This window comes from Gordonia sp. SCSIO 19800 (genome assembly GCF_018132775.1).
Classification (GTDB): domain Bacteria; phylum Actinomycetota; class Actinomycetes; order Mycobacteriales; family Mycobacteriaceae; genus Gordonia; species Gordonia hongkongensis.
Genome location: NZ_JAGRQM010000003.1, coordinates 292,528 through 312,203, shown reverse-complemented (window position 1 = coordinate 312,203; position 19,676 = coordinate 292,528). Strand labels below are relative to the sequence as shown.

General features: G+C 68.1%; 17 protein-coding genes. 6 read left to right on the top strand and 11 right to left on the bottom strand.

Annotated features, from left to right (window positions below; all coding sequences use genetic code 11):
- Nucleotides 1–60: 60 nt before the first annotated feature.
- Nucleotides 61–1,044, bottom strand: a complete 984-nt coding sequence (locus tag KB201_RS05410; RefSeq protein WP_211538556.1) for an LLM class F420-dependent oxidoreductase — start codon at nt 1,042–1,044, stop codon at nt 61–63.
- Nucleotides 1,045–1,118: 74 nt separating this feature from the next.
- Here KB201_RS05410 and KB201_RS05405 point away from each other — a divergent pair, with 74 nt between their 5' ends.
- The 3 genes from KB201_RS05405 to KB201_RS05395 are packed head-to-tail and all read left to right on the top strand — an operon-like array spanning nt 1,119 to nt 4,994.
- Nucleotides 1,119–1,700, top strand: a complete 582-nt coding sequence (locus KB201_RS05405) for a TetR/AcrR family transcriptional regulator (protein ID WP_078113554.1) — start codon at nt 1,119–1,121, stop codon at nt 1,698–1,700.
- The gene (locus tag KB201_RS05400; protein ID WP_078113524.1) at nt 1,693–3,279 is read left to right on the top strand and encodes an NAD(P)/FAD-dependent oxidoreductase; all 1,587 of its coding nucleotides are present in this window, start codon (nt 1,693–1,695) and stop codon (nt 3,277–3,279) included. The genes KB201_RS05405 and KB201_RS05400 overlap by 8 nt, the downstream gene beginning before the upstream one ends.
- Entirely contained in the window at nt 3,276–4,994 is a 1,719-nt protein-coding gene (locus tag KB201_RS05395; RefSeq protein ID WP_078113523.1) for a GMC family oxidoreductase N-terminal domain-containing protein, read from the top strand. The genes KB201_RS05400 and KB201_RS05395 overlap by 4 nt, the downstream gene beginning before the upstream one ends.
- Before the next feature lie 293 nt (nt 4,995–5,287).
- On the opposite strand, the gene KB201_RS05390 is transcribed toward KB201_RS05395, so the two are convergent.
- Both KB201_RS05390 and KB201_RS05385 read right to left on the bottom strand, forming a co-directional pair.
- Nucleotides 5,288–5,917 carry an alpha-ketoglutarate-dependent dioxygenase AlkB gene (locus tag KB201_RS05390; protein ID WP_078113522.1) on the bottom strand — a complete coding sequence of 210 codons (630 nt, stop codon included), beginning with the start codon at nt 5,915–5,917 and terminating at the stop codon, nt 5,288–5,290.
- 41 nt (nt 5,918–5,958) lie between these two features.
- Entirely contained in the window at nt 5,959–6,243 is a 285-nt protein-coding gene (locus KB201_RS05385; RefSeq protein ID WP_065631742.1) for a GIY-YIG nuclease family protein, read from the bottom strand.
- Between the two features lie 390 nt (nt 6,244–6,633).
- Between KB201_RS05385 and KB201_RS05380 the strand changes: the two genes are divergently transcribed.
- Entirely contained in the window at nt 6,634–7,152 is a 519-nt protein-coding gene (locus tag KB201_RS05380; protein WP_211538555.1) for a hypothetical protein, read from the top strand.
- 5 nt (nt 7,153–7,157) lie between these two features.
- Here the strand turns inward: KB201_RS05380 and KB201_RS05375 are convergent, their stop codons facing one another.
- The 6 genes from KB201_RS05375 to KB201_RS05350 all read right to left on the bottom strand — a co-directional run bounded on the left by KB201_RS05375 (nt 7,158) and on the right by KB201_RS05350 (nt 12,283).
- The gene (locus KB201_RS05375; protein ID WP_307848041.1) at nt 7,158–7,517 is read right to left on the bottom strand and encodes a hypothetical protein; all 360 of its coding nucleotides are present in this window, start codon (nt 7,515–7,517) and stop codon (nt 7,158–7,160) included.
- Nucleotides 7,478–7,813, bottom strand: coding sequence for a hypothetical protein (locus KB201_RS05370; RefSeq protein WP_211538554.1), 336 nt, complete (start codon nt 7,811–7,813; stop codon nt 7,478–7,480). The genes KB201_RS05375 and KB201_RS05370 overlap by 40 nt, the downstream gene beginning before the upstream one ends.
- 93 nt (nt 7,814–7,906) lie before the next feature.
- Nucleotides 7,907–8,797: an oxidoreductase gene (locus KB201_RS05365; RefSeq protein WP_211538553.1), complete on the bottom strand. Its 891-nt coding sequence runs from the start codon at nt 8,795–8,797 to the stop codon at nt 7,907–7,909.
- A 120-nt stretch (nt 8,798–8,917) separates the two neighbouring features.
- Complete coding sequence (locus tag KB201_RS05360; RefSeq protein ID WP_211538552.1) at nt 8,918–10,633, bottom strand: adenylate/guanylate cyclase domain-containing protein; 1,716 nt, start codon at nt 10,631–10,633, stop codon at nt 8,918–8,920.
- A 277-nt stretch (nt 10,634–10,910) separates the two neighbouring features.
- A complete protein-coding gene (locus tag KB201_RS05355; RefSeq protein ID WP_065631738.1) occupies nt 10,911–11,462 on the bottom strand; it encodes a YceI family protein in 552 nt (183 codons plus the stop codon).
- 125 nt (nt 11,463–11,587) lie between these two features.
- Nucleotides 11,588–12,283, bottom strand: a complete 696-nt coding sequence (locus tag KB201_RS05350; protein WP_165630437.1) for a hypothetical protein — start codon at nt 12,281–12,283, stop codon at nt 11,588–11,590.
- A 74-nt stretch (nt 12,284–12,357) separates the two neighbouring features.
- Here KB201_RS05350 and KB201_RS24780 point away from each other — a divergent pair, with 74 nt between their 5' ends.
- Nucleotides 12,358–15,753, top strand: a complete 3,396-nt coding sequence (locus KB201_RS24780) for a BTAD domain-containing putative transcriptional regulator (protein WP_249145110.1) — start codon at nt 12,358–12,360, stop codon at nt 15,751–15,753.
- A gap of 4 nt (nt 15,754–15,757) precedes the next feature.
- Here the strand turns inward: KB201_RS24780 and KB201_RS05340 are convergent, their stop codons facing one another.
- Both KB201_RS05340 and KB201_RS05335 read right to left on the bottom strand, forming a co-directional pair.
- Nucleotides 15,758–16,360 (bottom strand): CoA pyrophosphatase, encoded by a 603-nt coding sequence (locus KB201_RS05340; RefSeq protein ID WP_065631735.1) that lies wholly within the window; start codon nt 16,358–16,360, stop codon nt 15,758–15,760.
- Nucleotides 16,357–17,403: a hypothetical protein gene (locus KB201_RS05335; protein WP_211538575.1), complete on the bottom strand. Its 1,047-nt coding sequence runs from the start codon at nt 17,401–17,403 to the stop codon at nt 16,357–16,359. The genes KB201_RS05340 and KB201_RS05335 overlap by 4 nt, the downstream gene beginning before the upstream one ends.
- A 567-nt stretch (nt 17,404–17,970) precedes the next feature.
- Between KB201_RS05335 and KB201_RS05330 the strand changes: the two genes are divergently transcribed.
- Entirely contained in the window at nt 17,971–19,662 is a 1,692-nt protein-coding gene (locus tag KB201_RS05330; RefSeq protein ID WP_307848040.1) for a DUF222 domain-containing protein, read from the top strand.
- Nucleotides 19,663–19,676: the final 14 nt, after the last annotated feature.

The window sequence follows — 19,676 nt, the reverse complement described above, 5'->3', positions numbered from 1 at the left end:
GTGACCTCGACAAGCTCGGCCAGCGGAAGGAGGCTCGGCCAGCGGGCGGGGCAATGCGGCTCAGCGCAGCGCCGGGATCACCCGCTGCTCGAACATCTCGAGGTCCTCGCGGTCGACGGCGATGTTCGGGAAGTAGCAGATCCCGTAGGACATCCCGGCGTCGGCGAGCCCGCGAAGGTTCTCGGCGACCTGTTCAGGCGTCCCAACCGCGGGCATCCCCCGGAACGCGCCCAAACTGCCGGAGGCAGCGTCGGGCCCGACGATCTTGCTCAGCCGGGCTTCGAGGTCGGTGAGCTTGCGCTCCACGTCGGCCTCGGTCTCGCCGAGCATCACGTTGTAATTGGCCGAGCGGGTGATCGACGCGAAGTCGCGTCCGAGATCGGCGCAATGTTGTTGCAGGACGGACGATTTGTGCGCGAACCCGTCCGGCGTGCCGTCGAAGTTGGTGTAGTCGGCGTACTTGGCCGCGATACGCAGCGTCTTCTTCTCCCCGCCGCCGGCGATCCATAGTGGCAGCCGTCCGGCCGTGGGCTGCGGGGCGCAGATGGCGTTGTCGACGGTGTAGTGCTTGCCGTCGAGCGTCGCCCGTCCGGTCTCCCAGGCCTGCTTCATGATCTGCACGCCCTCGTCGAGCCGCGCCAGCCGCTCACCCGCCGACGGGAATCCGTAACCGTATGCACGCCATTCGTGTTCGTACCAGCCGCCACCGATGCCCATCTGCACGCGACCGCCGGAGATCAGGTCCGCGGTGGCGGCGACCTTCGCGAGGTACATCGGGTTGCGATAACCCATCGCGGTGCACATCTGGCCGATCTCGACCCGACTCGTGGTGGCGGCCAGGGCGGCCACGAGAGTCCACGCCTCATGCGTGGCCTCGTCGGTGGGCAGCGGGACGGTGTGGAAGTGGTCGTACACCCAGATCGAGTCCCAGCCGCCCGACTCGGCGCGGTCGGCGACCGACGACATCACCCCCCACTGGTCCGCGGGTTCCACACCCACGAGATCGAGACGCCAGCCCTGGGGAACGAAGAGTCCGAATCGCATGCGGTCCAACTTACGCGCCGCGATCTCTTGGAAACTTACAAGCAGTCCGGACTGTTTGTGCTATCGTCGTGGATGTGACCGAGCCCACCCACGCCCCGCGTCGTCGTACGCAGGCCGAACGCACCGCGACCACCCGTGCGCTCATCCTCGACGCGACCGTCGACGCCCTCGTCGACGTCGGCTACGCAGCCACCACCACGCAAGAGGTGAACCGCCGCGCCGGCATCTCCCGCGGGGCGCTCCTGCATCACTTCCCCACCCGGGAATCACTGGTGGTCGCCGCGGTCGGGCACCTCGTCGAACGGCGACTGGCAGAGATCCTGTCGCGGCCCCGCACGGGCGACGAGGGACTCGAGATCCTCGTCGAGGCGTTCAGCGGCCCGCTGTTCGACGCCGCTCTCGAGTTGTGGGTCGCCGCCCGCTGCGACGTCGGGCTACGAACCGCGATCATCCCGCTCGAACAACAGGTCTCCGACGCCCTCGCCGTCGGTTGTGCCGAGTTGTTCGGCGACCGATACACCGCCGCGGAACTCGAACTCTCCATCGAACTCGCACGCGGACTCGCGGTGTCGCGCATCCTGCGCTCGCCCGACGCCGACCGCGCGCTGCTCGACCGACTCCTGCCCGTATGGAAGGAACTCCTGTCTCATGACTGAACCCAGTCCGACCCTCGCGCAGCAGAACACGCTGCCCCGGCGCGTCGACGTCCTCGTCGTCGGTGTCGGATTCGGCGGCCTCGCCGCCCTGCATCGTCTGCGAAAGGACCATCCGCAGCTGCAGACCCTGGCGATCGAGCGCGGCGACGGCGCGGGTGGTGTCTGGCGCGAGAACGACTACCCGGGCGCGGCCTGCGACGTCCCGACGTCCTTGTACTCGTTGTCGTTCGCGCCGAACCCGGAGTGGTCGCACACCTACGGGCGTCGCGACGAGATCCATCGGTATCTACGCTCGGTCGCAGTCGATTTCGCCGATCAGATCCGATACAACTGCGCGCTGACGTCGGCGCGCTGGGACGGTGGCATGCAGGAGTGGGTCGTCGACACGACCGACGGTGAGATCCGGTGCCGCTACCTGGTCGCCGCGCCCGGCGCCCTGTCCGAACCCGGCCTGCCGACCGTCCCCGGCGCCGACGAGTTCACCGGCACGATGTTCCACTCCGCCGACTGGGACCATTCCCACGACCTGCGCGGTCGACGCGTCGCGATCGTCGGCACCGGCGCGTCGGCGATCCAGATCGTGCCCGAGATCGTGGACGAGGTCGGGCATCTCACGGTCTTCCAGCGCACCCCCGCCTGGGTCGTCCCGCGTCTGGACCGCAACATCGGCACCCTCGAACGCGCGCTCTATCGTCGGGTTCCCGGTATCCACCGACTGGTCCGGCGGATGGTGTGGACCTATCGCGAGGCCTACGTCCTCATGATGGCCCGCAATCCCAAGCTGCTGCCGATCGCGAAGACCATCGCGCTGGCCCAGCTGCGTGTCCAGGTCCGCGACCGTGCGCTACGCCGTCGGCTCACCCCCGACTACACCATCGGCTGCAAGCGGATGTTGTTGACCAACAAGTGGTTCCCCGCCCTCCAGCGTGACAACGCGACCGTCACTGGAGCGATCACCCGCCTCACCGCACGCGGTGCCGTCGACGACCAGGGTCGCGAGCACGAGGTCGACACGGTCGTCTTCGCGACCGGGTTCACCCCCACCGAGCCGCCCATCGCGTCGGCGATCACCGGGCGCGACGGCCGCACGCTGGCCCACGCGTGGAAGGGTTCACCGCGCGCCTACCGCGGGGTCGAGGTCCACGGCTTCCCCAATCTGTTCTTCCTGTACGGCCCCAACACCAATCTCGGTCACAGCTCGATCGTGCTGATGCTGGAGCCGCAGGCGTACTACATGAGCAAGGCACTCGCCGAACTCTCGCGTAGCGGCCGGTCGACCTTCGAGGTCACCGAGGATGCACAGGACCGCTACAACTCCGAACTCGATCCCGAACTCGAACGCACCGTCTGGAATTCGGGTGGCTGCTCGAGCTGGTACCTCGACTCCACCGGTCGCAACTCGGTGATGTGGCCGAAGTTCACGAGCGACTTCCGCCGGATGATGTCGTCCTTCGAACCCACCGACCACCGCTTCGACGCCGCGATCCCCGCCGCACCCGTCGACCAGGCAGTCACCACCGGATCAGACGCCGCATCCGACGCCACCGAATCCGACACCGAGAGGACCGTCGCACCGTGAGTTCCACCCCTGACCATTACGACGCCATCGTCATCGGCTCCGGTTTCGGCGGATCGGTTGCGGCCCTGCGACTCACCGAGAAGTGCTACCGCGTCGCGGTCATCGAGTCCGGTCGGCGTTTCTCCGACGGCGAGCTGCCCAAGACGAGCTGGCGCCTCAAGGACTACGTCTGGGCACCCGCGCTCGGACTGTTCGGGGTGCAGCGCATGCACCTGCTGCGCGACGTGCTCGTGATGGCCGGTGCGGGCGTCGGCGGTGGATCGCTGAACTACGCGAACACCCTGTACCGTCCGCTGCCGGCGTTCTTCGACGACCCGCATTGGGGATCGATCACCGACTGGGCATCCGAGCTCGACCCGTACTACGACCAGGCCTCACGCGTGCTCGGCGTGACCACGTATCCGAAGGTGACGCCCGCCGACCGCGTGATCCGCAAGGTCGCCGAGGAGATGGGAGTCGGCGACACCTTCGTCCACACCCCGGTCGGCGTGTTCTTCGGCGAGGCGGGCAAGACGGTCGACGACCCGTTCTTCGGCGGCGCCGGCCCGGCACGCACCGGGTGCACCGACTGCGGCGCCTGCATGACGGGATGTCCGGTGGGAGCGAAGAACACGCTCGTCAAGAACTACCTCTACCTGGCCGAACAGGCCGGTGCCGAGATCATTCCGATGACGACCGTGGACACCGTCCGGCCGCGTTCGGGCGGCGGGTACGTCGTGGAGTCGCACCGGTCGGGCCGACGCTGGTCGCGCCGCGGGCGCCGCACCTTCACCGCCGATCACGTGGTGTTCGCCGCCGGGACGTACGGCACCAACAAGCTGCTGCTGGACATGCAGCAGGGCGGCCACCTGCCCGGGCTGTCGTCGCGCCTGGGCAAGGTGGTCCGCACCAACTCCGAGGCGGTCCTGGCCGCCACCGCACGCGACCTCGACATCGACTACACCGAGGGTGTCGCGATCACGTCGTCGTTCCACCCCAACGACCACACGCACATCGAACCCGTGCGATATGGCAAGGGCAGCAACCTCATCGGCATGTTGCAGGCCATTCTCGTCGACGGTGGCGGTCCGCTGCCGCGACTGCTGCAGGCGCTGATCGAGATGGTCCGTCACCCGGTGATCACGCTGCGCGGACTCTCGGTACGACGCTGGTCGGAGCGCACCATCATCGCACTCGTCATGCAGACCGCCGACAACTCGCTCGAGTTGTTCTCGCGCCGAGGTCGTTTCGGCCCGATGCTGCGCAGCCGGCAGGGCGAGGGCGATCCCCCGCCGACGTGGATCCCGGAGGGACACGAGGCGGTGCGCGCCGTCGCACGCGAGATCGACGGCGACGCCGGCGGTTCCATCGTCGACCTGCTGAACATCCCGATGACGGCCCACTTCCTGGGCGGCTGCTCGATCGGACGCTCGGCGGCCGACGGCGTGGTGGACCCGTACCACCGGGTGTTCAACCACCCGGGGCTGCACATTGTCGACGGCGCGACCGTCTCGGCCAACCTCGGCGTCAACCCGTCGCTGACCATCACCGCGCAGGCCGAACGCGCCCTGGCGATGTGGCCCAATGCCGGCGAGGCCGACCCGCGTCCCGAGCTCGGTGCGTCGTACCGGCCGGTCGAGCCGGTGGAGCCCCACCTCCCGACGGTCCCCGCCCACGCGCCCGGCGCGCTGCGCCTCCCGATCACGCCGGTCTCCGACGCCACACGCGCCGGCTGACCCGACCCCCGCTGGTTGAGCCGGCCCCGAGCGAAGCCACTGGGTGACTGCCCCCGCTGGTTGAGCCGGCCCCGAGCGAAGCGAGGCGCCGAGTCGAAGCCACTTGGCGACCGATCATGCGAAGTGACCTCAACGCACGCGACCTCCCCGCGACGCTCGGCCAACCCCCGCTGGTTGAGCCGGCACCGAGCGAAGCGAGGAGCCGAGTCGAAGCCACTTGGCGACCGATCATGCGAAGTGACCTCAACGCACGCGGCGTCCGCGCCGCGCCCGGTCGGCGTTGATCGGCCAGATCACCACACTCCGGGCGGCCTCAGTTGAATGCTGATACGGGCACCGACGCCGCGCACCTTGGGCACGGCGTGCTCCCAGGTGCGCTGACAACTGCCACCCATGACGAGCAGGTCGCCCGACGACAGGGTGAACTTCAGAGACCGACCGCCACCGCGGGGTCTGAGCATGAGTGGCCGAGGTGAACCGAGCGAGATGATGGCGACCATGGTGTCGTGTGTGGACGCCCGACCGATGCGGTCGCCGTGCCACGCAACCGAGTCGTTGCCGTCGCGGTACAGGCTGATCCCGGCGGTCGCGAAACCCTCGGGTAGTTCGTCGCGGTAGTGCTCGGTCAGTGCGGCGCGTGCGCCGGTGATGATCGGGTCGGGGAATCGGTCATCGGCCTGGTAGATCGAGACGAGCCGCGGAACCTCGACCACCCGCTCGTACATTCGACGACGCTCGGCCCGCCAGGGGACGCATTCGCGGAGGCGGTCGAAGAGCTCGTCGGCACCACTGATCCAACCGGGACACAGGTCGACCCACGCACCCTCGGCCAGCGGACGGCGCGAGATCGATGTCGACAGGTCGCCGAGCGTCGGCTCTGCAGCCTGCTCGGAGAACAAAGAGCCCTGGGTGCCGAGAGACATGACTTCAGGCTACACCCAGGTCGCACGTGCGTTCGAGTGCTTTACCCAGGATTCGTGCGCGACAGTTCCGGAAGCAGGTCGAACCGTCCTGCGACGAGGGCGGACCGTTTCGCGCGAGACCAGCCGTGGACACGGCGCTCGGCCGCGTAAGCCTCGCCTATGTTGGGAAACTCCTGCTGGAATACGAGCCGGACGGGACGACGAGGACGCGTGTAGCGCGAGCCGTTTCCGGTCTGGTGCTGGTCGACTCGATGCTCGACGTTCCGAGTACTCCCGACGTACAGCGTGCCGTCGGAGCATTCGAGGATGTAGAGAAAGCCACTCATGGTGTGACTGTCGAGGATTGCTGCGACAAATCGGTCGATGCCTCCACAGCCAGCGGATCGTGGCGAGTCTGTCCACAGGGTCGTTGGCAGGTTTCGCGGATCGGTCACCAAGTGGCTTCGACACGGCGCCTCGCTCCGCTCGGGGCCGGCTCAACCAGCAGGGGCGGTCACCAAGTGGCTTCGACACGGCGCCTCGCTCCGCTCGGGGCCGGCTCAACCAGCGGGGGTGGCTTCGACACGGCGCCTCGACCTCGACGCGCTCCTTCGTCGCTTGCTCTGTCCAGCAGATCCGCTCGCGGCCGGCTCAACCAGCGGGGGCAGTTGTCTACGCACACGCCGATCCTCGTGCTTTAATCATTTCGTTATAAACGTGAGGACCGAGAGAAGTCGATGAAGCGCACCCGTATCGCCGCCGCCCTGCTCGCCACCGCCGCATTGGCATTGCCCGTCGCACCGGCGACCGCCAACCCGCTCGACACACTCTTCGGGAGCGCGAGCGGCAGCCTCGACTCCGGCAGCGCCGCGCTCGGCTCGTCCGGCGGCGACAAGGTCACGCACTACGGCAAGCTCGGCCGCCCCGGCGCACCGAACGGCATCAAGTCGATCAACGTCTGGGTGTACACACCGAACAACACTGCGGCCGTGGTGCCCAACACCTATCCGAAGAACTCGCGCCTGGGTGTGCGCTGGAACTCGATCATCGACGCCGGGCCGATCGTCGACGGCAACGAGTGCCGTATGGAGGTCCGCCTGTCCGGACCCATGGTCCCCAAGCAGGCCTCGCTGTTCAAGACCCAGGACTGCACCGCGGTGAAGTCCTACTTCTTCAAGGGCGCAGGCGATTTCACGATCCGCGTCACCGACACCATCTCGGGCGCGTCGAACAGCATCGCGTTCAGCGTGCAGTAATCGCCTCAGCGCACCCTGACGAAGACCTGAATGGGGAGAATGCACTCCCCCGCTCTCGTGGGCGCCCCGGTGGTCACGACCGACAGTTGCCCCGGGGTCTTCCAGGGCCCATACGCTTCGAAGGTCGTGGCGTAGAGCGCCGGAACGATGCAGCCCGCCTCCACCCGGTGCTCACCGGTACCACCACTGCAGTACGACGCCGAGACGACGATCGCCGACCCCGCCACGCAACCGGTGGGTTCGGCCGAGGCCGGCGCCGCGGCCACCGTCGCCAGCGCGGCGCCGCCGACGCACAGGGCGCCGGCAACCAGGGTGCGCGCCAGGATCACCGCACGCCCGTGATCGCAATAGCCGGGAGTATGCACTTCCCGACGTTCGTCTGAGCGCCGATGGTCACGACCGACAGCTGCCCCGGTGCGCGCCAGGGGCCGTTTGCGTTGGTGAGTGTCGCGACCATGGTCGAGTCCAGACATGCAGCCTGCACCCGGTGCTCCCCCGTACCACCACTGCAGTAGGACGCGGCGGCGACGACGGCCGCCCCGGCGACGCAACCGGTGGGTTCAGCCGAGGCTGACGGGGCCGCGACGGTGGAGAAGGTCGCGCCGGCAATGCATGCCGCTCCGGCCAGGACGATGCGCAAGGAGCGTTTCGAGAGAATCATGCCGAGAAATCTAAGGCACGCAAGCGTCCGAAGTTCCCTATCTCGAACATCATTCGTCCGATCATGGGAACGGACGAGGCGGTGACTCCGCCCTCAGCCGGCGGCCCCGACATCGAACTTCTCCCCCGTGAGCCGCTCCGATTCCTCCCAGAGCGCGGTCCGGAACTCGACGTCGTCGGCGGCCTTCTTGTACCCGCTACGTCCGGGGGCGCCGCGCATCCCGAAGAACTGCGTCGGCCCGTAGAACGTCCCGGATTTCGCATCCGGCAGGGTCGCCGCGTAGAGCTGGGGCAGCGCCCCGTCGGCCGCCGGCTGGGCGATCGGCAGCTTGTTGCCCAGTTTCGCGAAGAAGTCGGAGAAGTTCTCGCTTCTGCCCTGCAATTCCGTTGAGGCGTAACCCGGATGGGCGATCAACGACTTCTTCGACGACCCGGCCGCCGCCAACCGTGCGGCGAGCTCCTTACCGAACATGAGGTTGGCCATCTTGGAGTCGCCGTACGCCCGCCAGCGCCGGTAGCGGCGTTGTTCCCAGTTCAGGTCGTCGAGCTGGATGTCGCCGATCTGGTGCATCGTCGACGACACGGTGACCACCCGTTCGGTGATCTTCGGCAGCAGCAGCGCCGTGAGGGCGAAATGGCCGAGATGATTGGTGCCGATCTGCATCTCGAAACCGTCGGTGGTGCGTCGGAACGGGACCGCCATCAGTCCCGCGTTGTTGATCAGCACGTCGGCGCCGGTCACCCCGGCGGCGAAGGCGCGCACGGATTCGAGGTCGGCGAGGTCCAGTTTGGCGACGGTCGCCTTCGGCCCCAGCTCCGACGCCACAGCATCGGCCTTGGCAGTGTTGCGGCACGCCAGCACCACCTCGGCACCGGCGCGGACGAGCACCTTCGCGGTCTGATACCCGAGTCCGCTGTTGGCACCGGTCACCACGAACGTCCGGCCCGTCTGGTCCGTCACGTCCGCTGTCGTCCAACCACTCATCGCGACCCCCTGGGATGCGTCGTCATGCCCGGCAACCTGACCGGGACCGTGCGGCCCACGCTATTGACGCATAGGGACGGCGTCAACGATTCATCTCTTCCGCCGAGCGCAGCGAAGGCTTCACCCGCCGAAGAACGTGGTCAGCCGCAACGGGTTGGCGCCGACGATGCGACGTGCGGGCCGTAGCAATTCCGCGATGAGGTTGGTCGACGTCCCCAACCGCTCGACGAGTTCGATCGGCGCATGGAAGGCGGTGGGCTCGGAACGGCCACGCATGATCCGCGTGCCGAGCAGCTTCCACTCCTGCGCTTCCTCGCCGGCGGCGTCGATCGCCGCGCCGCTGGCAAGAGCCGGGATGCGTCCGGTCTTGGCCATGTCGGACAGCCGTGCGCACTCGTTGACCGGGTCGCCTATGACGGTGTACTCGTAGCGTCGTTCGGCGCCGATGTTGCCAGCGAACGCCTCCCCGTAGGAAACGCCGATCCCCCAACGGATGTCGAGGCTGCTGGCGAGCCGGTCGGCGAGGTCGCGGGCGGCGCCGAGCGCGGCGCCCGCGGGGTCGTCGATCTCGACGGGCGCGCCGAAGACGGCGAGCGCGGCGTCGCCCTCGAATTTGTTGACGAAGCCCGAATGTTGATCGACGACGTCGGCGACGATGCTGAAGAAGGCATTGAGCAGGGCGGCCGTGTCGTCCGGACTACGCTGCTGCGCCAGCCCCGTCGATCCGACGATGTCGACGAACAGGACACCGACGCGAGTGTTGGTGCCGTGCATGCCGACACCGTCGGAGATCGCGAGCTCGGCCACGGTGTCGCCGACGTGTCGCGCGAATATCTCACGCATGCGGTCCCGTTCGGCGAGACCCTCGACCATTCTGTTGAAACCGTGTTGCAGCACACCGAGTTCCGAGGAGTCGTACACGGGCACGCGAGCCTTGTAGTCGCCGTGGTCCACGCGGTGCACCGCCCGGCGCATCTCCGTCAGCGGATCGGTGATCGCCTGTCCCACAAGCGCGATGACACGGGCTCCGGATGCGAGGCCCACCAGGCAGAGGGTCACGGTCGTCCAGTCGACCGCGCCGTGGACATCGGGCAGCAGACCGGTCCAGCGCCCCGCGTTGACCGTCAACAAACCGACCATCGGTACCGCCGAGCTCACCGCCCACACGGCCAGCATCCGCACGCGCACACCGTTCATGACGTGGTTCGTGGGGAAGTCCTCGAGGACGACGACGGCCAGAGGGCGGGCCGCGCGTTCGGCGAACAGATAGGTGAGACAGGCACTCGACATACCGGCCAGCGCGAAGGCGACCGCGACGCCGGCGACGGTCGCGGTCGTGAGCTCTTCGGCGATGAACACGTAGAACAGCGCCGCGGCGCTCCAGGAGACGACCGTGACTCCGAGCTGCACGATCGGTATCCGCTGTACGGCGCGTCGACGGGCATGGTCGGCGGGTTGACAGCTGATGAACCAGCGCAGCTGGGGCCGGACCGCCAGCATCCCCAGCAGCAGATTCGTCAGGATGCCGACGATGATCGCACCCACGACCACGGGAAAATTCGGCGCGCCCAGCGTCTCGTCGAAGGTGAGTTGGCCGCCGTTGAAGGCGAGTTGGACGAGCAAGAAGGTCTCGACGCCGATCACGGTATTGCTGGCGATCACGGCGGTCATCGCGGTGACGGTGGCGTGCAGGGCGATCTTGCTGCGCATGGGCGGGCCGATCCGGGCCCATCCCCGGGGGCTCGGAACCGTCGAGGTGCCCCACAAGAAACCCGCGGTGCGTCGACGCAGACGTGTCCACGGCACACCACGACGGGTCCGGCGTGGTCGTCCCATCGGCTTCTCCTGCCTGACGGCGTTCCCCGAAGCCTACCGAAGGAGCAGCTGTCGCAGAGGTGTCCAACGACCCTTGTCGCGAGCTGAGTGGCTTCGAGTCGGCGCCTCGACCTCGACGCGCTCCTTCGTCGCTTGCTCGGCCCGGCGGCTACGCTCGGTGCCGGCTCAATTGGCGGGAAAACGAATGGACCGGCACCGCCGCGGGGTCAGCGCGGTGCCGGTCCATCGGCCGACCGGACTCGGGGGTTGCGGTGAGTCCGACCGGGGATCGTGCGGATCAGGCCTGCAGGGCCTCGATCTCGAGCGTGATGGTGATCTTGTCGCCGACGACGACGCCACCGCCCTCGAGCGGCATCTCGATGTCGATGCCGAAGTCCTTGCGGTTGATGACGACCTTCGCCTCGAAGCCGGCGACGGCGCCCTGGCCCATGCCGGGGTTGGTGCCCTCGAACTCGAGCTCGAGCGTGACGGGCTTGGTGACGCCCTTGAGGGTGAAGTCGCCGTCGAGGAGGTAGTCGTCGCCGTTCTGGCGGACGCCGGTGGAGACGAAGGTGGCCTTCGGGTACTTCTCGGCGTCGAAGAAGTCAGCGGACTTGATGTGGCCGTCGCGCTGCTCGTTGCGGGTGTTGATCGAGGTGACGTCGATCTCGGCCTGGACGGCGGGGGTGCCGTTCTCGTCGACGGTGATGGTGCCGGAGAAGGTGTCGAAGCTGCCGCGGACCTTGCTGACCATGAGGTGCTTCACGGAGAAGTTCACCGCGGAGTGCACGGTGTCGATGGTCCAGGTGCCGGCGGGGATGGGTGCCTTGACGGTGGTGGCGGAGGTCATGTCGTGGTCCTTCCAGGAATTTTCGTTTCGGGTCTCGATCGATGGCTGGTGGGCCTTCGCGACCCATCACCAGACACTAACCGGACCGCGGTCCGATTTCATCCCCACCGGTGTTGTGATCTACATCACCGGCGAACCATCAGTGCTCCGATCGCGGCGATGGCGATTCCACGCGGCGCCTCGTAGATGAATCCCGAGATCCCGGCGACCGCGGGAATCGGCAGCATGAAACCGACCATGCCGACGACGGTGAGGATGCCGATCCAGAGCGGGACCGCCCGGTTGCGGATGAGGCTGCCGCCGAACATCCCCATACCGACCAGCATCACGAGCCCGCCGACCGTGTTGAGCAGCGCGAAAGCGGTGGTGCCCAGCATCGAGTCGTCGGCGGCGATGAGCGCGGCCTTGTCCGGGTCATTCGCGAACGGGTACGCGACGAACAGCTCGACGATGAGGTGCCCGGTCGCGGTGACGAGATTGCCGACCGCGTAGGCGACGAGGCCGATCAGCCCGGCGATCCCGATCCGGGGTGCCAGCCACGCGTACATCCCGGGCAGGCCGAGCAGTAGCAGCGTCGTGCCGACGGCGAGCAGGATCTGCGCCCACGGTGAGCCCGCCGCTTGAAGCGCCTCCACGGAGTGGGCCTCGCCGTCGACGATGGGATGCAACGTCCCGCCGGCGATACAGGCGACTCCGCCGAGGGTCAGGGCGCCGCCGCTGACACGGCGTAGGACCGGCCAGCTCGGGCTGCGAAACGGGCCGGGTGTGTCGCCATCCGACGCGTCGTGGTTCTGGTTCTGGGTGTGTGCAGTGGTTGTCATGACGGCAACGCTGACAACCCGCGCTGGTGTTAGCCTTGTGCGCGACTGGTGCGACCCGACGAACGGCGCGTGAGTTGGCTTCTGAACCACATCTGGCGATCCGGGTCCTGGGTCCACTGTCGGTCACGGCTGCCGACGGGTCGCCGATCCCGATGACAGCCCGCAAGCACGCCGAGCTGCTTGCCATCCTCGCCGCGGAACGGACCGCGTGCTCGCCTGAGCGGGTGACCGAGCTCCTGTGGCGTGGTCGTCCACCGGCGTCGGCGGCGAGCACACTGCACGGATACGTGTCCCGGCTTCGACGCTCGCTGGCCCCGACCGGCGTCGTCCGCATCGACACCGTCCCCGCGGGATACCTACTGCACTGCGACGGCGCAGTCACCGACCTCGATCTGCTGGACCAGTTCGGCCAGGAGGGATTGCAGCTCGTCCGGTCCGACCCCCGGGCCGGCGCAGAGGTGTTGTGCCGAGCGCTCGAACTATGGCGGGGCGAACCGCTTCCGGAGATCGCCGACATCGCCGACATCGCACCCGAACTCGTCCGGCTCGCGGAGATACGTGCCGAGTTCACCGAGACCGCAGCCGACGCGCTGCGCACGGTCGGCGAGTACCGTCGCTCGGTCGCGTTGCTGACGCCGCTCTGTCAACGGGACCCCTACCGCGAGGGCGCCGCGCGGACCCTCGCTCGTGCGCTGCACGACGACGGACGCACGGTCGACGCCCTCGGCGTACTGCGCCGACTCCGGCAGGCCCTCCGTGACGACCTGGGTCTCGATCCGCATCCCGACACGATCGCGCTGGAAGACGACCTGCTCGACCCGTCTCCCGCGGTCTCGCCGCTCTCCGCCACCTCCGCCACGCCGCAGCCGGTACGCGAACTCATCGGCCGAGTCGCCGAACACGCAGTGCTCGAACAGGTCTGGCAAACCGGCGCGGACCGTCCCGCGGGTGTGGTCCTCATCGGCCCGTCGGGCATCGGGAAGACCGCGCTGGTCGAGCACCTCATCGCACGGCACAGTGCCGTGGCCCGCCGCTTCATCGGCCGACCCGGCCCGCCCGGACCGACGTTCGGCGGCCTCGAAGAACTCTTCGGCGAGTCCCCGGTCTCCGTCCCGACGGCGCGAATCGTCGCCGACCTCACCGCCCGCATCTGGTCCGACGTCGCCGAGCACGGGCGGTCGGTGTTACTCGTCGACGACGCCCAGTGGCTCGACGCCGACTCGGCTCTTGTGCTGGGACGCGTGCTTGCAGGTATCGGACAGGCACCGATGACGGTCCTGGTCACCTGCCGCGACCCCGACGCCGAGCCCGTCGAGATCCTCCGGTCGACACTGAACCGGCACGGGCCGGTCGCCGAGGTGCGTCTGACCGAACTCGGCTCCGACGACATGCGCGCGCTGATCGTTCGGCGTCTCGAGCAGCTCGGTGACACGGGCCGGGTCGACGCTGACGCGCTGGTCGCGCAGTCATTCGGCAATCCTGCTGTGGCGCAACAACTGTGCACCATCGCCAGAACCGGGGCGCCGCCGGACCGGGACCATCCCGCCCGATCGATGTACTCGACGCGGTTCGACGATCTCTCCCCTGCCGCTCGTGCGCTGGTCACGGCCGTGACGATCGCAGGCGGCGATCTCCCCGACGATGTGTTCACCGAGGTGGCCCGCACCCTCGGTCAGGGCGTGGCCGACGAGGCAGTCCGCAGCGGGCTCATCAGCCCCCTGAGGAGCGAGCTTGCGAGCGTCACCACCAGCCCCCTGAGGAGCGAGCTTGCGAGCGTCACCACCAGCCCCCTGAGGAGCGAGCTTGCGAGCGTCACCACCAGCCCCCTGAGGAGCGAGCTTGCGAGCGTCACCACCAGCCCCCTGAGGAGCGAGCTTGCGAGCGTCACCACCAGCCCCCTGAGGAGCGAGCTTGCGAGCGTCACCACCAGCCCCCTGAGGAGCGAGCTTGCGAGCGTCACGAAGGGTCTCGCCGACCACCTCTCGCGCGAGCAACGGATCGAGGCGCACGCGCGGCTCGCCGCTGCGTTCGAAGCGGTGCGTCCCGACGATCTCGAGTCACTGGCCGTGCACCGCGTCGAGTGCGCCGTCGACGAGGACTCGACCGCCGTCGCCGCTCGCACATGCATCGGGGCGGCTCACCGCGCACTCTCGGCAACGGCCGATCATCGTGCGCTCGACCTGGCACGACGTGGGCTCGGTCTGCCCGGACTCGACCCCGACTCGACCGTCGAATTGCGCCGGATCGCCGGCACCGCCGCGCTGCGCATCGGGGAGTTCGATTCGGCTGCGGACTCTTTCGAATCGGCGGCGACGGTGAGTCGGCTGACGCGGGATTGGCCCGCGCTCGCCGAGACCGCACTGCTGTCGGCACCGAACGGGGTCGCGGGATACTGGTCCGGTTACGGCGTCGTCCAGACCGACCATGCCGCTCTCGCCCGCGAGGCACTGACGCACGGCGAGGCCTTGGACCCCGAAGTGGTTGCGCGCCTTCACGCATCGGAGGCAGCCCGGTTGACCGTCCTCGGCTTGCCGGGCGCCGACGACCATCTCGGTGCCGCACGTGTCGTCCACGACAGCGGTGCCGTGGATTTCGAGATCGACCTCGCCGAGTTCCTCGTCCGGTGGGTTCCCGACCGTCTGGCGGATCGACGCAAGATCGCCCGGGAGCTGTACGAACTGTCGGCCGGCGACCTCCACAAACGCGCCACCGCGCTGCATCTGCAACGTGTCTGCGCGGTGGAGGCGGCTGATCTGCGTCTGGCGCGACGCCTGTCCACCGAGTTCACCCGGCTCGCCGAACGTATCGGCGGTACCGATGTGGAGACGATGCAGTTGTGGTGGCAGGTGATGATCGCGCTGTTACGTGGCGACTACGACACCAGCACGGCACTGACCGCGAGGTTCGCTGCGACGGTCGGCGGGCTGTCCGACCGTGCACGACTTCTCGCCGAGTCGTCGATGGCGACCAGCGCGTCGATCGCCGCGTGGCACCGCGGCGAGCTCGCCTCGGCGTTACCGCCGTTCGATGCGCTCGCGGAAGAGGTGGACGAGGATTTCACCCTGGTGATCGCACTGGGCGCCGCCGAGAGCGGCGACCTCGACCGTGCCCTCGAACTCGCGACGGAGCTGACCGCGGACGCCGACCAGTGGGCCGGTTCGCGCGTGGTGGCGCGCGTTCCACTGCTCATCGAGACGCTCTACGCGGTCTCACGCGATTCCCGTCACCGCGACGCCGCTGGTGAGATCTGCCGCCGCATCGAGCCGTTCACCGCCGACTGGTCGTCGGGCCTGGTGGTGCAATGGCCCGGACTCGTGTGTCTGGGACCCGCGACGCTGTACCGCGGAACCGCGCGCGAGGTCGTCGGGCTGGATGGAACCGCCGACCTGCAGGATGCCGTCCGGGTGGCCCGCGACACGGGAGCCCGGCCCTACGTGCGTCGGGCCGAGCAGCGACTCGTCACCGGCTGAGCGGCTATTTCCAGGCGAAGACCGGCTGCTCGAAGCCGTCGACCCGTGTCTGCCGGTTCCGCAGGACCACCTCGGCGAACTGGTAGATCACCGCGGCGGTCGGGGCGTGGACGAGGGAGCCGACGATGGGCAACTGGATGACCGGGAGATCCGACTGCGGGATCGTGAGGAACCGCGGTTCGACGAGAAGTTCCTCAAAGGTGACGAAGAACAGCAGCGCCACCTCGTCGGGATTGGGCGTCGGCTCCTGGTATTCCTCGGCCCAGCAGACGATCGGGGTGATCACGAAACCCGAGCGCGTCGGATAGTCGTCGAGCGCCCCGAGCACCGAGCTCGGCGGCAGCTGGATGCCGAGTTCTTCGTCGAGTTCGCGTAGGCCGGCCGTGACATGGTCCTCACCGGGGTCGAGCCGGCCACCGGGGAGTGCGAACTGGGCGGCGTGGCGTCGCATCGTCGTGGGACGCTTGCACAGCCAGATCCCCTGACGGCCGTCCTTCTCCGCTACCGCAAGGACGACCGAGGCGGCCCGTGCGCCCGGGACGTCCGCGGTCCGCCGGTCGAAGCCCTCGACACGCGCGGCAGCCACAGTCCGATCGAGATGAGTCACACCCTCAGTTGATCACGACTGCCGTCCGACGCGACGGACGCCTGCGCGAGGTGGAAACTCACGATGCTGAGGGCGAACAAGCCCAGGGCGAGGTTGTACAGGGCACCGAAGCCCTCGAGCGCGAAGTCGACGAGAGCGTTCGACAGCATGAACACCAGGGCGGCGATACGCAGCCCTCGTAGCGGCCCGGCCGGCTCCACACCGCGCCGGCGCGCGACCATCGCCGGAAGCGCCAGGGCGAGTGTCGCGATCCCGCTGATCAACAGAATCCAGGTGGCGGGCGTGCTGCCGGTGAGTTCGATGTAGATGTCGAGTTCTTCGCTGCGGTCTCCGGAGAAGTAGAAGCTCAGCACGCCGACGATGACGGTGAGTGCGGACGCGATGACCAACCCCCACCCGACGACCGGAATCCATCGGGGACTGCGGAAGAAGTCCGGGATCAGGGCGACCGCCCGGTCGCGGAGTCGCATCAACCGGTCCGGCGTACCCTCGCTCGATTCGAGGAGCGCTCGGATGTGACCGATCGTCTCGGCGTCGAGCCCCTTGCCCTCGGCCACCACGAGAAACTCTTCGGCCTGCCGTCGACGACGTTCCGGAAGCCCGTGCGCGACACCGTCGGCCGCGATGACCGCCGCATTGGCGAGCGCCTCGGCGCCGGTGGGCCGCTTGACATCCCGAACGACGCGGCTGATCAACAGGATCATCACGACGAGCACGTACATGATCTCCGCCGACGGCCCGTAGAAGTAGTCGTTGGAGCGGGTGACGAACTTGCCGACCTCGTCGAGAAACAACCCGAAACCTATACCGCCCAGCACGATCGCGATGATCCGCGCCGTCGCCCCGAGGAACAGCCATCCGGTGATGAGCGCCAGCATCATCAGCGCGCCACCCCACAGCGCGTGCGCGATGTGCAGTGTTCCGCTTCCGACCTGCGGATACCCGGTGAGGTGCAGATACAGGCGCGTGACGATGATCGTCGCGATCGCGAGGATCAAGAACCACTCGACGGCGGCGGTACCGTACACGCTGCGGACGACCACCCTGGTCGTGCGAGTTCTCATCAAATGAGTATGGCCGGTCCGACGAACGGAAGCGGCACGATTGGGCCGTTGCCGCTGGTCGAGCCGGCACCCCTCCGCTGGTTGAGCCGGCGCCCCCTCCGCTGGTTGAGCCGGCAACGAGCCGCTAGGCGAGTCGCCCACCCCCGCTGGTTGAGCCGGCGCCCCCTCCGCTGGTTGAGCCGGCAACGAGCCGCTAGGCGAGTAGCCGTGTCGAAGCCACCTGGCGACCACCCCTGCCCTCCGCTGGTCGAGCCGGCGCCCCCCTCCGCCGGTCGAGCCGGCAACGAGCCGCTAGGCGAGTCGCCCACCCCCGCTGGTTGAGCCGGCAACGAGCCGCTAGGCGAGTCGCCGTGTCGAAACCACTTGGCGACCAGACGAACCGGGCCGCTCCAGGCCAAATCCCACGAATCGGTCTGCACACCAATACTTCTGACTACCAGACCGCCCAGCGAGTCGACCCTCCGGTCTTTGTCGGTGGTCGGGTTTAGATTGGTTGGTAACAGAACACACCCCGGAAAGGGGTGGGTCGGACAGGCGTCGGGGGGCGTGGTGAAGGCTTGGACCGATCTACCGGGCGAGTTCGTCGCCGGGGTCGATCCTGCCCACGCAGCAGAGACCGACATGGTCATGTTGATGGCCGGCCTCGACGCCACCCGTCGCGGCGAGTCCTACCTCGCCTGGCACCGCTATCAGACGATCGCGGCGATGACCGACCGCCTGATCACCACCAGCGCGTCCGGGTTCGTGATGGACGGCCATGCCGACTGCGCGGCCCGCATCGCCCGCCAAGCCGGGGTGTCCCGCCGCCACGCCGAAACCCTGATCGATGAGGCGATCGCGCTACGCGACCGGCTCCCCGAGGTTGCCGACACCCTGCGTGACGGGGTCCTGGCGCAGTGGCAGATCCGGTTGGTCATCTCCCGCACCGAACTGATCCCCACCGATGACCCCATCACCCCCGCGTTGGATGCCGAGATCGCCGACACCGTGCGCCGCCGCACAGGTGTGTGGGACCGAGCGCGCCTGCGCGACATGGTCGACCGCCTGGTCTTCCGCCACGACCCCGACGCGGTACGGCAACGCCGCAAAGACGCCATGGATCAACGTGGGGTATGGACCCACGAACTGCCCGACGGCACCGCCGAACTCACCGCGGTGATGTCGGCGGAGAACGTGCGGATCTCGGCCAAAGCCGTCGCCATCCTCGCCGACTCGGTCTGCAAGCGGGATGGCCGCACCCAGGGGATACGACGATCCGATGCGATGTTCGCGCTGTTGACCCGCACCAGCTTCGACTGCCAGTGCGACGATGAACAGCCCTGCACCGCCGACATCCCGGACCCACAAAACGTCCTCGACGCGGTCCGCGCCGAAGTCGTGATCCATGTCGTCACCGATGCCACCACCCTGGCCGGGGCACCCGGGGTCGGGTTCCTCGACGAACACGGCATCATCAGCGACGAACACGTCCGTGACCTCGCCGCCCGCCCCGACGCCACCCTCAGCCCGGTCACCCCCGCCCGCACCCAACCCACCTACGTGGCCCCCAGCAACAACGACGCCGACCAGCGGCGGACCGCCCAGCGCCCGGCACCAGCCGAGGACACCCGAGCAGACGCCGCCACGACCGGCACCCGCGGCGGAAATAAAACGGACGCAGCCGAACCCGATCGACCCGTCGAGACCACCGCGAGTGTCGCGGTGGTCTACCCGGCGACGCACCCCGGCAACGGGTACCGGCCCACCACGTCGTGCGCCGACTTCGTGCGAGTCCGGGACGGCTACTGCACCGAACCCGGCTGCACGCGTTCGGCATTCGCGTGCGATCTCGACCATGTCGCCGAGTACGACCACATCGACCCTTCCCGGGGTGGGGCGACGTCGAGTGAGAACCTCAACGCGAAATGCCGTCCCGGTCACCTGTTCAAAACCCACGGGGACTGGGTCGATGTGCAATACCGCGACGACGACGGACGCCTGGTCACCGAATACGAGACCCCCGAAGGGGTCACCCTGCCCGGCGACGCCGAAACCCTGGAAGACACCTTCCCCAACCTGCGGCGTATCCGGTTCGAACAAGCCGCCCAAGCCCCACCCACCCCACGGGTGATCACCGCCGTCAACCCGGAGCGCACGCACAGCCGACTGGACGCCAAACTGGCCCGCCGGCGACAAGAACGCGCCCGAAACAAGCGAGCCCGCGAAGAACTCGACCGGTTGGACCCACCCCCGTTCTGACAAACACGAGCGTT

Coding starts and splice junctions, on each gene's coding strand:
- KB201_RS05410 (WP_211538556.1), bottom strand. CDS start 1,044: ATGCGATTCGGACTCTTCGTTCCCCAGGGCTGGCGTCTCGATCTCGTG.
- KB201_RS05400 (WP_078113524.1), top strand. CDS start 1,693: ATGACTGAACCCAGTCCGACCCTCGCGCAGCAGAACACGCTGCCCCGG.
- KB201_RS05390 (WP_078113522.1), bottom strand. CDS start 5,917: ATGTCTCTCGGCACCCAGGGCTCTTTGTTCTCCGAGCAGGCTGCAGAG.
- KB201_RS05385 (WP_065631742.1), bottom strand. CDS start 6,243: ATGAGTGGCTTTCTCTACATCCTCGAATGCTCCGACGGCACGCTGTAC.
- KB201_RS05380 (WP_211538555.1), top strand. CDS start 6,634: ATGAAGCGCACCCGTATCGCCGCCGCCCTGCTCGCCACCGCCGCATTG.
- KB201_RS05370 (WP_211538554.1), bottom strand. CDS start 7,813: ATGATTCTCTCGAAACGCTCCTTGCGCATCGTCCTGGCCGGAGCGGCA.
- KB201_RS05365 (WP_211538553.1), bottom strand. CDS start 8,797: ATGAGTGGTTGGACGACAGCGGACGTGACGGACCAGACGGGCCGGACG.
- KB201_RS05360 (WP_211538552.1), bottom strand. CDS start 10,633: ATGGGACGACCACGCCGGACCCGTCGTGGTGTGCCGTGGACACGTCTG.
- KB201_RS05355 (WP_065631738.1), bottom strand. CDS start 11,462: ATGACCTCCGCCACCACCGTCAAGGCACCCATCCCCGCCGGCACCTGG.
- KB201_RS05350 (WP_165630437.1), bottom strand. CDS start 12,283: ATGACAACCACTGCACACACCCAGAACCAGAACCACGACGCGTCGGAT.